Here is a 15968-nt window from a genome sequence, read left to right on the forward strand (position 1 = left end):
GTGGGACGACGAAATCGAATTCTAACGAATGACCGATTTCTGTCCCACTCTCTCTTCTATTATTCCTTCCAAAAGGTCAAGCTCTGAGTAAATCGGTAGTTTGAACTCTTGGTAGACACTGTCGTTTTGGGATATTTTTCCAGTAATTGTTGGATCTTGTACAAGCCAAGACCGCGGCCATCTCCTTTACTTGAGTAGTCCTTTTCAAAAATTCTCGCCAGATCTATTTTTTCAGCTTTTGTACTATTTTCAACTATTAAGGTGAGGGAGTTTCCCTCCTGAAGCATGACAAGAGTCAGCTGTGGGTCATCTGATTCAAGACTCGCTTCAATAGCATTGTCACAAAGGATGGATAAGAAGGTGATGAAATCTAAAACCTCGATGAATAGATCACGAACAGGTTCATCGATCTCGACAGAGATCCCAATCCCTTTATTTTGAGCTTCCAACAATTTTGCGGACAGAACACTTTTTACAGCTGGATTTTCGATGTGACTGAGTTTGGCAATATCAAACTTGCTATCGTAAAATTGTTGGCCACTCTCTCGAAGAACATTCTCATAGACTTCCCTGATCGCATTGAGATCTTCATGCTCAATACTTAACTTGAGACTGGTTAAAATATTCAGGTAATCATGACGAAAGGCACGAATCTCCCCATAGAGCATTTCGACGTGTTGACTATAGGTGGCTAACTCCTGCAGTTGCCTATCTTTTTGCTCTAGAATCTCTTGTTTCAATCGTTCTTTGGACACTGCATTGAAATACAAGAGCATCATAAAAAATAAGATCAAATAAATACTATTTAACTGTTCCCGTAAAGCATCTGCATGCGGAATAGCATCCTCAAAAACCACCAGACCTACAACACTGACTAAATACACAAACATAGAAAGATCCATTGGGAGTAAGAAACGATTAAAATACTGCCGTTGAAACCCTACTTTTAAATCCGTAAAATCTAGTTTTAACAATTTAGTAAGCCCTAAATAGACAGGAAAGACCAGCAATTCAAGTAGAGCATCATACCAACTGACAGATGCCTCATGAACAAGTACGATCCCTAGCATTGGAAAGACATAAAAGGCTAGGAGGCGCCCAATGAGACTCTCCATGACAACCGGGTAGAGCCCGTAAAAAATATTCAAAAGGTGTCGTATTTTACGATTTCGATAGAAACTATAGGCAATAAATACTAAGAAATAGCCAAAAAAGCCTACTGGTGGCACAAGGGTAAAGACGACTGCAAAGAAGAAGGGGCACAAAAAGAGCCAGCGCAAGGTGAACTCTTGTCTACTGATATGACGATAGATCAGCATGCTGACGAAGAACTTTAGGTAAGACATTAGAATATCTAACAGCAATTCTTTCTCCCTTCTATTTTTTCAAAGCTTCCAGTAAGCCTCTGTACTTGGTCCGTGAGATCAAGCAATTGTCCCCATTTTCAAAAAAAGCTTTCTTGGCTTCTTTATCAATCTTCGTAATATTTTGCGGATTCACCACAAAGGAGCGGTGGCACCGATATAAGCGGGGATCTGCTTTTTCGATATCGGCAATACTAGCGTAAAATTCCAAGCGCTCTTCCTGGGTGTGTAAAATGACCTTGTGAATGGTTGGAGACGTTTCAACATACAAAATCTTATTAAAAGGAACTTGTACACGCGCCATCGCACTCTCAAACGTAAAGGCATCTTGCGCAATCGTGGTCCCAGCTTGCTCCAAGGTATAGTCGATGGCTGAGCTGATTCTCTCTTTGAACTCTTCCTCACCCAGCGTTTTATCGATAAAATCTAAGGCAGCTACTTTGTACTGAAAGGTAATGGGCATGAATTCAGAGTGAGTGGTGACAAAGACAATGGTCGCATGGGGATCTTTCTTACGAATCTCTTTTGCGATCTCCAGCCCCTTTTTCTCCTCACCTTTAATCTCGATATCTAAAAAGAATAGGTGATGGGTGCCTCTCTCTGTGATAGCATCCAGCAACTGGCTTGACTTTCCAAACACTTCTGGCGCTTTGCATTGCAAGGATTTTTGACGGATGAGATCCTGCAAGACCGCTTCGATACGCGATTGTTGGATCCATTCATCTTCTAACACAAAAATCTTCAACAAAGTCCTCACTCCTTCCCCTCTACGAATATGTTCTATTTTACCATAAATGATGCCTGCTGAGCCACTCTTTCAAAAGAGACTTAATAGCCCTTCTACCTTTTATCCTTAACAAAAAAACTCTCCCGGAGGAATCCGGAAGAGCTTGCGCAAGGGGAATTTGAAAAATATTTTTTAATATGAAAAAGGTCGATAAAATCTATGCTATGTTCAAACTCTCATTTTACTAACAGCGATATTACGATCAAGTTTTATTGTCAATAGACATGTATGTGGGAAGTTCTCCCCTTGCAACAATTGTAGACCTGTGATCTACTCTTACTAGTATACACTAGAATTATTACAAAATCAGTTAATTTGTATTGCAATTTGTTGGCAAATATTCCTCCGCCTGAAAACATCACAAACGCTTGATTCCCAAGCATCTACGCAAGTCCTCTTTAATTAGTATTTATCATTTCTGTTACAAAATTTAAAATAAAAATATTATTCCATAACAAATGAAAATCCCAAAGCACGATAAAAAAGGAGGAACGATATTTTCCTCCCTTTGAGCTAGTAAGACGATTAGCCAGACTGCACAATAGCGACTGGCGTCAAATGATTAAAGGCAAAACCTCAATCGTGTAACAGTTACGACGTGAAAAGGGAGGAACGATACTTTCCTCCCTTTGAGCTAGTAAGACGATTAGCCAGGCCGCAACATAGTGGCTACTATCCAACGATGAGAGGTATAGCCTCAATCGTGTAACAGTTACGACAGAAAATAAAGAAGGCCTATAACGCCTTCTTTATTTTCTTAGTAAGACACTTCGGCAAGGCACCATGGTGCTTGCCGTAAACTATAAATACGCCTAACCAATTGACCAAGGACTTACGACGTGAAAAGGGAGGAACGATATTTTCCTCCCTTTGAGCTAGTAAGATGATTAGGTAGGCCGCAACATAGCGGCTACCGTCCAATGATTCGGTGCTTTAGCACCAATCATTGGTATCAGGTTACATCATCCCACCCATCATGCTTGGATCCATTCCTGGTCCTGCTGGGGCTGCTGGTTCTGGTTTGTTGGCTACGACTGCTTCGGTCGTCAAGATCAGACTCGCTACGGAAGCGGCGTTTTGAAGGGCTGAACGGCTCACTTTAACTGGGTCGATGATTCCTGCATCAATCATATTCACCCATTCACCTGTTGCAGCATTGAAACCTGTTCCGACTTCGGCATTTTTCAAGCGATCAATCACAATAGATCCTTCGTAACCGGCATTGTGGGCAATTTGGCGCACTGGCTCTTCCAAAGCACGAAGAACGATATTGCGTCCGGTCGCTTCATCCCCTTCTAATTCAAGGGCTGCGACTGCAGAGATGACATTGACAAGGGCTGTACCACCTCCGGCAACGATCCCTTCTTCAACGGCTGCGCGAGTCGCATTTAGGGCATCTTCGATACGAAGTTTCATTTCTTTCAATTCTGTTTCTGTTGCAGCACCAACCTTGATTACGGCAACACCTCCAGACAATTTGGCCAAACGTTCTTGTAATTTTTCACGGTCAAATTCAGAGGTTGTAGTTTCGATTTGTGACTTGATAACAGCCACACGGTTAGCGATCGCTTCTGGGTTACCAGAACCTTCGACAATGACGGTACTGTCTTTATCAACTGACACTTTAGCTGCTTGACCAAGCGCTTCAATGGTTGCATCTTTCAATTCCAAACCAAGATCGTCTGTAATGACTGTACCACCTGTCAAGATGGCAATGTCTTCTAGCATGGCTTTGCGGCGATCACCAAATCCTGGTGCCTTGACAGCTACGACATTAAAGGTACCACGGATCTTGTTCAAGACAAGTGTTGGAAGAGCTTCGCCATCGACATCATCTGCGATGATCAAGAGTGGACGGTTGCTTTGAAGAATGCTTTCCAACAATGGCAAGATTTCTTGGATATTTGAAATCTTCTTGTCAGTGATCAAAATGTATGGATTTTCAAGGTCTGCCACCATCTTTTCATTATCAGTGACCATGTATTGTGAGAGGTAACCACGGTCAAACTGCATGCCTTCAACGACTTCCAGTTCTGTTTCCATTCCACGAGACTCTTCAATCGTGATGACCCCATCTTTACCAACTTTTTCCATGGCTTCAGAGATGTACTCACCGACTTTTTCAGAACGAGAAGACACAGCAGCTACTTGAGCAATGGCTTCCTTGCTTGATACTGGGATCGCATTGTTTTTCAAAGCTTCTACTGCTGTTGCAACAGCGGTCTCGATCCCACGGCGGATGCCAATTGGGTTAGCACCTGCAGTAACGTTTTTGATCCCTTCACGGACGATGGCTTGAGTCAAAACAGTTGCGGTCGTTGTACCGTCACCTGCGATATCATTGGTCTTAGAAGCCACTTCTGACACCAATTTAGCACCCATATTTTCAAAATGGTCTTCCAATTCAATTTCTTTTGCGATGGTCACCCCATCATTTGTGATCAAGGGTGAACCAAATGATTTTTCAAGAACCACATTGCGTCCTTTAGGGCCCAACGTAACTTTCACTGTATCTGCTAAGACATCGACACCACGGACCATTGCAGAACGTGCATCAGATGAAAATTTAATATCTTTTGCCATTTCTCTTACCTCTTTCTTCTCTTACTCTACAATTGCAAGAATGTTTGCTGTTCCAACGATGGTGTAGGTTTCTTCCCCATCTTTCACTTCAATTCCTGCATGGCTTTCAACCAAAACGTGGTCTCCTGCTTTTACAGCTGGAGCGATGAGTTCGCCACTTAGGGTACGCACACCTTCACCAACGGCCACTACTTCAGCTGTTTTTGTATCGGCCTTGCTCGCACCTGCGAGGACAAAACCTCCAACAGTCTGTTCTTTTTCTTCTACTTTTAAGACCACACGGTCTCCTAATGGTTTTAACATGTTCATTCCTCCATACGTGTTTTTAGCACTCTCTATACGTAAGTGCTAACTTATGTTTCTATTGTATCACTTGGTCAGAAATAGTCAAGAAAAAAACACCTCAAAAATAAATGAGATGTTTCTAAAATATCAATTTAAAATTGTCAATTTTTGATTGAAATCATCGATCACTTTTTGAAGATTGATCCGCCCGCGGTAGATGCCATATCCAAAAACAATCATGCCTAAAATTCCAACCAAGGCTAGTAAAATCCCGAGGATCAAGAGTGGAAGGAAACTTTTGTGAAAGAGATAGATCAATACCACACCAATACTGGCAATGATAAAGAGTAAGCTGAACCAACGACCAAGGTTTTCAAGCATGTGGCGTTGGTAGTTGATTTCTGTTTCATATCCATTGACAAGTTCTTGTTTTGTAACCATGGGATTCCTCCTGATAAAAATTGAGAATGAAGTGCAAGTAAAGGAGGTCCATTCACTTCATTCTCAAAAACTCCTACTAGCAAATTCGTTTTTCTTGACCTTAGTATTTAAGATGTGGGTCGAAGATACCAAGGGCAACACCGATCAAAGCCACTACAACGAGAAGTAACATAACTTTGTTTGGTGAAATTTTTTTCTTAGACATCAACCACCAGCAAAGAGTGATGAAGGCTGCTGTCAAGAGACCTGGATAAACACCATCGATCTTTTCTTGGATGTTCAAGAAGACTTTTCCTTCAGAATTCTTGAATTGAAGGGCTGTTGTAACAGATACCCAAGTAGCTGCTACGGCACCGATAACCATACCACCGACAACGCTGATCGCTTTACGAAGAGCTTGTCCTTTTGGTCCTACAAGGAATTCAACGGCTTTATCCCCTAATTGGTAACCTTTGAAGAAGGCAAAGCGCATACCAAAGTAGACTAAGAGGTTCCATACGACGATGTAGAAGAGAGCACCAGCGACGTTACCACCTTTAGAAAGACCAAGGGCAATCCCTAAGAGAACTGGAATCAAGGTACCAACGACCAATGAGTCACCAATACCAGCGATTGGTCCCATCAAACCGGCACGCATACCGTTGATGGTTTCGCCATCTACTGCATCTCCGTTTGCACGCGCTTCTTCCAAACCAGCTGTGATCCCTACAACAAGAGATCCAAGTTGTGGTTCAGTGTTGAAGAAGGCCGTATAGGTTTGCATAGCATCCTTTTGTTCTTCTTTTGTGTCATACATTTCTTCTACGATTGGAAGCATAGAAGTCAAGTACCCGAAGGTTTGCATATGTTCTTGAGAGAAACAAGTCAAATGACCATAATACCAATGATGGAATGCTTTTGCTAATGTTTTCTTTGAAATTTTCTTTCTATCAGCCATTTTAAATATCCTCCTCATCATCGTCTAGGTCCACCACTCCGGCTGGAGCAGCTTTCATCGATTTGATCACTTCAAGTTCATAGTAGATTACTGCAAAGATTAATGAAACAACGGCACTGGATACCAAGTTCAATCCGAGAGATTTTGCCAAGGTAAATCCAACAAAGAATGGAATGAAGTCAGTTGCTTCTGTAACAATTTGTTTCAACAAGATGGCAATACCGACACATGGAAGAAGAGCACCGACTGTAAAGAGGGCTTTCATCCAGTAACCATCCATAGGAAGGTATTGTTTCATCAAATCAACCATGTTTTCACCGTATTTGGTGATAATCATTGTTGGAAGGAAAGAGAAGAGGAAGTGAGAGATCCAAGGGTAAACCCAGTCAACTGCGTAGAGTTTTTTGAAGTTTCCTTCTTCAACGGCTTTCCAACCAATGTGTTGCCATACCAAGTTCATAGTAGCGGTACCGTAGAAAAGAACTGTACCGATTGTCCCAACGGCTGCACCAATTGGAGCTGCAGCTGCGGCGATTCCAGCTTCATCTGTGATGTTGTTGGCATGCACAAACAAGATAGCAAGAGGAACACCGATGTAAGAGATGGCACGCACATCGGCAGATACGGTACCACCAGGTGTTACCAAGGCGATATAAACGACTTGAAGGGCAACCCCGACCATAATACCAGTTGTCACATCTCCAAGAATTAAACCTGAAATCAACCCACCGATCAAAGGACGACCGAGTGTATAGTTCCCGATACTGGAACCTCCCATACCAGGCATTGAAGACAAGCTGGCGAAAATACCAAGCAAGATTGCTTGAATCCATGAAATTGTCATAACAAACGCTCCTTTTGTTTGTAAATTTATTTACCTAACAGATAGGACTGTTAGTTTTAAAAACCAAATTTTGATTTGAAATCATCCCAATACCCGATGGAAACATCTGGCAACAACTGGAATTTCACCTTGTAGCCTGCTGCTTGAATGGCTTGGAAGGCTTCTGCTTCTTCCTGAGTGATGGATTGGTTATTTCCCAATTTTACAGCTCCAGGACGATCATTGGCAGGGCCTACGATGATTTCTTTAACATCACCTGGGACAAACCCTTGGTCGACCAAAATTTCCTTCATATCGATTGGATTTTTGGTGATCAAGAAGTAACGACTATCTGATTCTGTTACTTTTGCTGATTTTTCCTTAAAGGCTTCCTTTGTCCATACAAAGGTTTTCTTGTCTGATGCTCCTTTGTATGCTTGGATCAAAACCTTGTTTGATGCCGCTGCATCGTTTACGGCAATCAAACCATCACATGGTTTTTCCTTTGCCCAGCGTGTGACTGTCTGACCGTGAATCATGCGGTCATCAATCCGTACAAATGTTACTACCATAAGGTACCTCCCTATTAAATATCATCATCATCTTCTTCAGCACCAGTGGCTGAAACTTCAAAAGGCTGTAGTGCAGATCGTGCTTCTGATAAGATGGTAGCTGACAAATCGTCTCCATCCAACACATCCTTCATCACAACTGCCGTCAAGGCCATGGTGAGGTTCATCCCACCAAGGATCAAGGCTCCATCGAGCTTTCCAGCTTCTTCTAGAACCGTGGCTGCAGTGGTTAATGGACTACCACCTACGATATCTGCCAAGACCAAAACAGAATCATCAGCTGTCAATCCTGAAATGCTCTCTCTGAAATCAACTGCGAAGTCATCGACCGATTTTCCTTCTTTGAGTCCAACTGCGATGACCTGATCCAACTTGTCACCAGCAAACATGGCTAGTGATGTTTTTAGACCTTCTGCCAGTCCGCCATGACTGACCAAAACGAGGTATTTCATTTTTCTACGCCTCCTTTATTTGACTCTATTGTAGAGTATTTGAAAGCGTTTTTACATTGTCAAATGTCACATTCCTAATATGACATTTAGCAATAAAAAAATGACATCTGTCACTTGACAAAATGCCATCTTATTTTACTCTAAACTCCTACCTGTAGACTACTTTCAATCTCCCTCTGAATTTGAGGCAAGCGGTTCTCGACATCCTGATCGCGCAAGGCATTGCCGATCAAGTAGTCTAGCTTTTCTAGCACCTCTTTTGAGACATTTTTAGGACTACTTTCAACAGCTTGTTCCATGATGCGGTTCAAGGTCTGATTGGTCAGGGAATCTGTTCCAAAATCATCCACCTGCAAAAGGTCTTTACTAGAGCGACTCTTGACTACCTGTGGCATGACAGAGATCCCTTGGGATTGGGCAAAGAGAGTTTGTTGGATTTCTGGATCCTCTGTCAAGAGTTGCATCAATTCCCAAGCCAACTTGGAATGAGAACTTCGAGCCGACATAGCAAAAGAAGTCGTCGTGACCAAGGTTGCCTTGGTCGTTTTTGATTTAGCCGGCATCGGGATACAGGTCCAGGTGAAGTTTGAATATTTAGAAACGTGGTAGGGATAAGGTTTATAGGTCCGATATTGGGCCAAGGTCATAGGATAGAAAGCGACTTTCCCCTGGTCAAAATCTTTAGAGCTCACCTTGTAATTTTTATTTAGATCTTCCAATTTTTGCAGAAAAGTCAAAGACTCTTTCACTTCTGGAGCTGTCAACTTGAGCATGCCTCCTTGGAAAAGATGACCTCCATTTGCCGCCAAGGCTTCTTTCCAGGTGTATTCTGTACTCCCAAATTGGTCCAGTTGCCCATCCCCATTGGTATCTTTGGTTAGTTTCTTGCAAATCGTATAGAACTCTTCAAGGGACCAACCTTCTTTGGGAACCGCGATGCCTTCTTTATCCAAGAGATCTTTGTTGACACACATCAAAATCGGATTGCTTTCATAAGGTAAGGCATAGGTTTGCCCCTGATAGACACCGGATTCAAAGGCAACGGGGTAAAAGGCAGCTTGATCTTTTCGATCCATATAGCCGTTTAACTTTTCTAATACGCCCCGCGCTGCTAATAAAGAAAGATCTTGCTCAGAGACCATAAACACATCCGGCGTCTTTCCTGAAACAATCTTTTCGGAGAGCCAGTCTGAATAATCCGACTGCGGAATCCCGTTTTCATACTCTACACGGACGTGGGGATGGGATTTTTCAAATTTTTGAATCGCACGATCCAAGGCATGGGAACGTTGACTGGTCGGCACATCCCAGCTAGAACCTGCATAAACGCCGATATGGAGTACGGTCGGTTGCTGTTTCCACCAATAGAAACTCGCGCTCGCACAGAGCACAACAAGGAGACCAATCCCCCAACAAAGATGCTTTCGCTTCAATTTCATTCTGTATTTCCTTTAGAAAAATCACGTCTCGTCACTCCTGTTTGGACTGACCAGATCGCTAATTGCGTTCGATCTCGTAGGTTTAATTTCGCCAAAATCGTTGATAAGTAATTGCGCACGGTTCCTTCTGACAAGAAGAGTTTGGCCGCAATTTCTTTATTGGACTCCCCATAGCCGACTTCTTGGATAATGCGCCATTCCGTCGTGCTCAAATCCTTGACATTGTCCTCATCTACAGCAATAGAGAAGTTGGTTTTGGCCATTTGTGAGAAAATTTGAAAGACTTTACTAGCGATATTCGGGTTGATCATGGCTCCGCCTTGATACACCACCTTAATCGCTTCATAGAGTTCCTCTGTCGAGGCTCCCTTTAAAAGATAACCTGAAGCACCATACTTGAGTGCACTATAGATAAATTCATCATCATCAAAGGTCGTTAAAATAATAATTTTGATATCCGGATAGTGCTCTTTGACTTCTTTTGTCGCCAAAACCCCATCCATCCCTGGCATCCGGATATCCATCAAGATTAGGTCAGGATGGGTTTGGGGAATGCTAGACAGGACGTGATTGCCGTCTTCCACTGTGGCCACCACTTCGATATCGGGGTGGGCTGACAAAATAATTTTCAGAGATTCTCGAATCAAGGCCTGGTCATCTGCCACCATTACTTTTATTACCATCTCTTATCTCCCTTCTTTATATTTCGGTAAACTGACGCGCGTGAAAAAGCCATCGCGGCTTTCAAATTGAAGCTGTCCTCCTAGGATGGAAATACGCTCCATCATCTGTTTGAGTCCATAGCCATAAGTCAAGGTTTCAAACCCAACCCCATTGTCCTGCAACTCGATCAGGTAATCTTCTTCATCCTCAAAAAAATGAAGGCTCATCTGACTGGCATGACCGTGGCGAACCGCATTGGTCATAGACTCTTGGATCACACGAAAGATCGTATCTTCAATCATGACGTCCATATCAACATCGACCCATTCATAATGTAAATCAACCTGCAAGTTGGAAAGTGTCTGGTACTCGCGGATCATCTTTTCCAAAGCATCTTTGAGGGTTCGTCCCTCAAGGGCACCTGGACGGAGGCGGTTGAGAGAGCCCCTCACATCCTGGATCCCTTCACGAACCACTTCTGATACGCTTTTTACCTGCTCTTTTGCCCGATTGGGATCGATATCAATCAAGACTCCGACAGCATCTAAACCTGCCGAGATCCCTGTTAGCGCGTGTCCCAAGGTATCGTGAATCTCCCGAGCAATCCGCTTGCGCTCTCGATCCTCTGCAATCTTCTCAGACAAGGCCATATAGTTGTTCAATTCCGTATTCACCTTCGAAACCATGGCCAACTCTTCTTCCACTTCGTGGTTTTCCGCAAGAACATTCATAATATAGAACAAAAGCGAAATAATGAAGAGCACCAGATTCAAGGCATAGAGGGAATTCTTTAAGAAAAAGGCCAGAATCCGAATGGAGACAGGATAAAAATGAATATAGACATCCAGAGAAGGTATCGGAAAGAAAAGCGAAAAGACGTCTGAGTTGGTCACAAGAAGCATCAAGAAACTCACTAGGATAAACGCAAACCAATACTTGCGGTCTCGCTTGGTATTCAACTCTTTGGAACCATAGAAGATATCCGCAAAAACTAATAGAATAAGCCCGTTATAAGCTACATTTTGGACCCACATCAAGAGCAACATCAGGAGGATCTCCAGAATGTTCCACTTATCAAAAATGGACCATCGACTCGTTTGAGACCGGTAACGACTCATGGAGATCAAGGCAATCCCAGCAAATAAGAGCGCAGACAACCAAAAAGTTGTCGAAGGCGCAAAAGGAATGCGCTCCAAACGCTCCAATAATAAGGGAGCTTGTCGTTGAGCAATGATATAGTTAGTTGCTTGAAGATAGATGATACTGTTGAGCATAACAGCGATAAAGTTCACGACCATCAGGATGGCCAAACTGTACCTCACACCTCTAAATTTTCTCATCACTGCCACCCATTTACATCAAATTGATCGATGTTTTCCTTTGTCATCATTTGAACCGGAATGGTTATCTCTTTTTGGTAGCTCTTTCCAGCCGCCATATCTTGGATGACCTCCATCACGCGGTCTCCCATCTTCAACGGAGACTGGGCAACGGTTCCTACAACATCATCTGTCGAGTGCAGCAAGGCTTTCATATCTGGTGAGCCATCAATCCCATAGATCGCAATGGGATGGGTGATTCCTTGCTCCTTGATCGCTGCTAAAGCTCCTATAGCTGAACGGTCATTCAAGGAGACTAGAGTATCGACATCCTCCTCTGACTGCAAGAACTTACGGACAGCTGGCATAGCGATCTCCGTCTGACCCTTGGTTTCTAGTTCCGAGATAATCTCATATGACCCATGTCCTTTGATGGTATCCTTAAATCCCTGAATCCGCGTATCTGCTGAAACAGTCCCCTTATGCTCCAAGAGAAGGATCCGAGCATTTGAAGAGCGTTTCATCAGCTCTTTTGCAATCAAGACTCCTGCTTGGTAGTTGTCGGAGACAATGCTGGCATCCGGCTTAAAATGCTTGATCTGGGTATCAACTGCAATGATCTTAATTCCTTGTTTTCTAGCTTTTTTAAGAGCCCTTAAAATGGGCTGACTATCTCCTTTGACCGGATTAATCACAATCACATTTACCTTTTGAGCGCAAAAATCATCGATCTGCTGGCTCTGCCTTTTTTCGTCCAATTCTGGATCTCGGACATAGACAAGAGCCTCTTTCTCATCGGCAATTCGACTTATTTCCGAATGAATACTTTTATAGAACTCATTGTTCATGGTCATATAGGTGACACCGATCTTGGTCTGATCCTTGATGCTACTGGTTTGACAAACGGCATAGATCCACAAGAGGATGCAGGTCACTGGAATCACCAGTAGAACCCGTTTTATCAGCCATTTTAACAGTTCTTTTCTTTCTTCTTTCCCCTTCAAACTCCGTTCCTTTTCTGAAAATTTTGAATATATATTACTTTATTTTACTACTTTTTCAAGAAAAGTGCTGGCTTTTATTGTACAGATGCATATTTTGGATTTATTTTTAAATGAGTCGTTCCCGAATGAAATCCCTAGCAAATATCAAAAAAGCTGGTCTATAAACGAACCAGCTTTCTTTTTTGATCCTAAAAGGGAAGATCTTCCTCTTCTAAGATGATATCGGCTAAATCTCCCGTTCCACCATTTTCACGCATCGCTCGCTGAGCGCGGCTCTCTAGCAACTGAAAACTTTGGCAGAGGACCTCTGTCACATACTGCATGACGCCATTTTTCTCGTAGCGGCGCGTCCGAATCTCTCCATCCAAAGAGATCAAGCTCCCTTTACTGGCATAACTAGCCATGGTTTCAGCCAATTTCCCCCAGACAACCACATTGACAAAATCAGTCTCTCGCTCCCCGTTTTGATCCTTGTAGCGACGATTGACCGCAACGGTCACTCGAGCAACGGATTTGTCTGTGCTGGTTTTATGCAATTCTGGGGCCGCCACCAGGCGACCGATTAAAATAACTTTATTATACATCATTTACCTCCTATCTATTTATTCGAAAAAATTTCAAAAAATGGAGGTGACAAACCAAAATCAAAAAAATCTAGGATCCAAAACATCCTAGATTCTTCTCTTTATTCGTGCCAGTGACGAGCAGGATCAAAAGGTGTCCCTGCTACTTCTGCATCATCCAATTCAATAATGCCTCGTTTTTGAGGAGCATTTGGCAAGTGCAATTCACGCGGACTGCACATCATGCCATAGCTTTTTTCTCCACGAAGAGCCCCTGGGAAAATCAAGCTACCATCCGGCATCATGGCACCTGGAAGAGCAACAATGGTCTTTAGACCCACCCGCGCATTTGGAGCTCCTGCTACGATCTGAACTGTCTTATCTGGTCCAACTGCTACCTGGCAGATATTCAAGTGGTCACTATCTGGATGGGCCACCATTTCAAGGATTTCTCCCACCACAAATTTTGGTTCCCGATCGTTGACCAAACGTTCTGCGAAGCCTTCTCTTTCCAATTCTTGATTCAAACGAGCTACTTGCTCATCTGTCAAAAAGACTTGGCCTTTGCCTTCGATGGCGAAGAAAGATGAGGCATCAAAGATATTCCAGGCAACGGTTTCTTGGTTGTCCTCACGGTAAACGCGAGCCACTTTTCCTTTTCTCTCCACCGCGAGCTTAGCTTCCCCACTATTTTTCAAGGTCAGCATCAATACATCGCCGACTTGTTCTTTGTTGTATGTTACAATCATGATTTTCTCCTATTTTAATCCTGCTAAGAATGCTGTAATCTGCGCTTTGGTTTTCCGATCCCGATTGACAAACCGACCGATTTCCTTATCCTTTTCCAGAACCACCAAACTTGGGATCCCATAAACATCCCAGACTTTCGCCAGATCCATATAGGCATCTCGGTCAATCAAGATAAAGGTAAATTCGGGATTTTCAGCCTCAATCTCCGGCAAAAAAGGCTTGAGATAACGACAATCCCCACACCAATCTGCTGAAAAGACAAACACTTTCTTGCCATCTTGCTCTACATAGGAAGCAATTTCTTCTAGAGAACTCGGTGTGATCATAGTTTTTCCTCTTCGTAATGCAAGAGACCGTCCTCATAGACAAAGCGGTAATGGCGCTCATCTTCAAAAATGACGCCTCCTACTAAGCGCTCTTCACTAGACTCGTAGAGTTCCACATACAGGGTCGCAATCATCCCCATGTCTTCCATTTGCTCCCGTACTTCTGCTACCAACTCTTCTTGGGTACGAAGACGCTTTTGATCTTTGGCAATTTTATAAACACCGGCCACAAGGGCTCCTGCACTTGCTACAGCCAGACTAGACAAAATAATTTTTTTAGCTTTCATAGTGCCTATTGTAACACAAAATAAGCAGAGGGACAACGGTCTAGGCTGGATCTCTCCCTCCGCTTTTAGAGACTGATTTCCATAATAACGCTACCATCCTTGTAGAAAAAGTGATAAAATAGCATCAGAAAGAAGGTAACCTATGACTGATTTATTTTCTAAAATCAAAGAAGTAACTGAAATCCCTGCTATTTCAGGTCATGAAGCTCCTGTACGGGATTATTTACGCCAACAATTGACCCCTCATGTGGACGAAATCGTAACAGATGGTCTCGGTGGGATCTTTGGTGTCAAACACCCAACAGCTGCCGATGCTCCTCGTATCTTAGTAGCTGCCCACATGGACGAAGTTGGTTTTATGATCAGCGAAATCAAAGCTGACGGAACTTTCCGTGTTGTCCCAATCGGAGGTTGGAACCCGATGGTCGTCAGCAGCCAACGCTTCAAACTCTTTACACGTGACGGACGTGAATACCCTGCTATTTCAGGATCTGTTCCTCCTCATTTGACACGTGGAACAGGTGGACCAACCGTACTTGCCATTAGTGACATCGTCTTTGATGCAGGCTTTAGCTCTAAAGCCGAAGCTGAAAGCTATGGGGTTCGTCCTGGAGATACCTTGGTGCCAGACAGCTCTGCGATTCTCACTGCTAATGGTAAAAACGTCATCTCCAAAGCATGGGATAACCGCTACGGCGTCTTGATGGTCAGCGAATTGGCTAAGAGCCTTTCTGGACAAGCTTTAAACAACGAACTCTATGTAGGGGCTAACGTTCAAGAAGAAGTAGGACTTCGTGGTGCCCACACTTCAACCACTAAATTTGATCCTGAAATCTTCCTTGCTGTAGACTGTTCGCCAGCGGCCGATGTCTTTGGAGACCAAGGTGCGATTGGGGAAGGAACACTGCTTCGCTTCTATGATCCAGGTCACATCATGCTACCAAATATGAAAGATTTCTTGCTCACTACTGCTGAAGAAGTGGGCATCAAATTCCAATATTACTGTGGTAAGGGTGGAACCGACGCCGGTGCCGCACACTTGAAGAATGGTGGAGTGCCATCTACCACCATCGGTGTCTGTGCCCGTTACATTCACTCTCACCAAACCCTCTATGCCATGGATGATTTCTTGCAAGCGCAAGCCTTCTTACAAGCATTGGTTAAGAAATTGGATCGCTCTACAGTTGATTTGATCAAACACTATTAAGCAACATCGATCTGAAGCCCCGTAAGGGGCTTTTTTAGAGGGAAAACAAGGTTCTCTTTGAAACTTTCCAGCGTGAGTCACCATTAAGCCCTTTGGCATCCACACTCCCCTTAGGAAAGTATCTTAGAATATTTTATCTTCCATCTGTTTTCTGATATAATATGAA

General features: G+C 43.3%; 18 protein-coding genes. 1 reads left to right on the forward strand and 17 read right to left on the reverse strand.

What is annotated here, in order from left to right; translation table 11 throughout:
• Window positions 1–59 precede the first annotated feature (59 nt).
• The 17 genes from LIZ08_RS06160 to LIZ08_RS06240 form a co-directional block, all read right to left on the reverse strand.
• Window positions 60–1346 (reverse strand): sensor histidine kinase, encoded by a 1287-nt coding sequence (locus tag LIZ08_RS06160; protein WP_227038489.1) that lies wholly within the window; start codon window positions 1344–1346, stop codon window positions 60–62.
• Between the two features lie 31 nt (window positions 1347–1377).
• Window positions 1378–2112 carry a response regulator transcription factor gene (locus LIZ08_RS06165; protein WP_227038490.1) on the reverse strand — a complete coding sequence of 245 codons (735 nt, stop codon included), beginning with the start codon at window positions 2110–2112 and terminating at the stop codon, window positions 1378–1380.
• Window positions 2113–3108: 996 nt separating this feature from the next.
• The gene (groL, locus tag LIZ08_RS06170; RefSeq protein WP_003004647.1) at window positions 3109–4734 is read right to left on the reverse strand and encodes a chaperonin GroEL; all 1626 of its coding nucleotides are present in this window, start codon (window positions 4732–4734) and stop codon (window positions 3109–3111) included.
• A 21-nt stretch (window positions 4735–4755) separates the two neighbouring features.
• On the reverse strand, window positions 4756–5037 hold the full coding sequence (gene groES / locus LIZ08_RS06175; protein WP_024055367.1) for a co-chaperone GroES: 282 nt from the start codon (window positions 5035–5037) through the stop codon (window positions 4756–4758).
• Between the two features lie 129 nt (window positions 5038–5166).
• On the reverse strand, window positions 5167–5460 hold the full coding sequence (locus LIZ08_RS06180) for a hypothetical protein (RefSeq protein ID WP_003013750.1): 294 nt from the start codon (window positions 5458–5460) through the stop codon (window positions 5167–5169).
• 100 nt (window positions 5461–5560) lie between these two features.
• Window positions 5561–6415 (reverse strand): PTS system mannose/fructose/sorbose family transporter subunit IID, encoded by an 855-nt coding sequence (locus tag LIZ08_RS06185; protein WP_037585172.1) that lies wholly within the window; start codon window positions 6413–6415, stop codon window positions 5561–5563.
• Window positions 6399–7241, reverse strand: a complete 843-nt coding sequence (locus LIZ08_RS06190) for a PTS mannose/fructose/sorbose/N-acetylgalactosamine transporter subunit IIC (RefSeq protein WP_014712796.1) — start codon at window positions 7239–7241, stop codon at window positions 6399–6401. Before LIZ08_RS06190 ends, LIZ08_RS06185 begins: the two co-directional genes overlap by 17 nt.
• 56 nt (window positions 7242–7297) lie before the next feature.
• A complete protein-coding gene (locus LIZ08_RS06195; protein ID WP_000261775.1) occupies window positions 7298–7792 on the reverse strand; it encodes a PTS system mannose/fructose/N-acetylgalactosamine-transporter subunit IIB in 495 nt (164 codons plus the stop codon).
• Between the two features lie 14 nt (window positions 7793–7806).
• A complete protein-coding gene (locus LIZ08_RS06200; RefSeq protein ID WP_227038491.1) occupies window positions 7807–8244 on the reverse strand; it encodes a PTS sugar transporter subunit IIA in 438 nt (145 codons plus the stop codon).
• A gap of 140 nt (window positions 8245–8384) precedes the next feature.
• The gene (locus tag LIZ08_RS06205; RefSeq protein WP_227038492.1) at window positions 8385–9683 is read right to left on the reverse strand and encodes an ABC transporter substrate-binding protein; all 1299 of its coding nucleotides are present in this window, start codon (window positions 9681–9683) and stop codon (window positions 8385–8387) included.
• The gene (locus tag LIZ08_RS06210) at window positions 9680–10366 is read right to left on the reverse strand and encodes a response regulator transcription factor (protein WP_003009811.1); all 687 of its coding nucleotides are present in this window, start codon (window positions 10364–10366) and stop codon (window positions 9680–9682) included. The genes LIZ08_RS06205 and LIZ08_RS06210 overlap by 4 nt, the downstream gene beginning before the upstream one ends.
• A 3-nt stretch (window positions 10367–10369) precedes the next feature.
• Window positions 10370–11686, reverse strand: coding sequence for a sensor histidine kinase (locus tag LIZ08_RS06215; protein ID WP_227038493.1), 1317 nt, complete (start codon window positions 11684–11686; stop codon window positions 10370–10372).
• Entirely contained in the window at window positions 11686–12669 is a 984-nt protein-coding gene (locus LIZ08_RS06220) for a substrate-binding domain-containing protein (RefSeq protein WP_227038494.1), read from the reverse strand. The genes LIZ08_RS06215 and LIZ08_RS06220 overlap by 1 nt, the downstream gene beginning before the upstream one ends.
• Window positions 12670–12857: 188 nt before the next feature.
• Entirely contained in the window at window positions 12858–13253 is a 396-nt protein-coding gene (locus LIZ08_RS06225) for a single-stranded DNA-binding protein (RefSeq protein WP_003004675.1), read from the reverse strand.
• Window positions 13254–13354: 101 nt separating this feature from the next.
• The gene (ytpR, locus tag LIZ08_RS06230) at window positions 13355–13981 is read right to left on the reverse strand and encodes a YtpR family tRNA-binding protein (protein ID WP_023919637.1); all 627 of its coding nucleotides are present in this window, start codon (window positions 13979–13981) and stop codon (window positions 13355–13357) included.
• Between the two features lie 9 nt (window positions 13982–13990).
• Entirely contained in the window at window positions 13991–14308 is a 318-nt protein-coding gene (locus LIZ08_RS06235; protein ID WP_003013567.1) for a thioredoxin family protein, read from the reverse strand.
• Window positions 14305–14595: a DUF4651 domain-containing protein gene (locus tag LIZ08_RS06240; RefSeq protein WP_227038495.1), complete on the reverse strand. Its 291-nt coding sequence runs from the start codon at window positions 14593–14595 to the stop codon at window positions 14305–14307. The genes LIZ08_RS06235 and LIZ08_RS06240 overlap by 4 nt, the downstream gene beginning before the upstream one ends.
• A gap of 142 nt (window positions 14596–14737) precedes the next feature.
• Here LIZ08_RS06240 and pepA point away from each other — a divergent pair, with 142 nt between their 5' ends.
• Window positions 14738–15802: a glutamyl aminopeptidase gene (gene pepA, locus LIZ08_RS06245; protein ID WP_227038496.1), complete on the forward strand. Its 1065-nt coding sequence runs from the start codon at window positions 14738–14740 to the stop codon at window positions 15800–15802.
• Window positions 15803–15968 lie beyond the last annotated feature (166 nt).

Source organism: Streptococcus sp. 210928-DFI.4.42, from assembly GCF_020554365.1.
In the GTDB taxonomy this organism is placed as follows: Bacteria; Bacillota; Bacilli; order Lactobacillales; family Streptococcaceae; genus Streptococcus; species Streptococcus parasanguinis_S.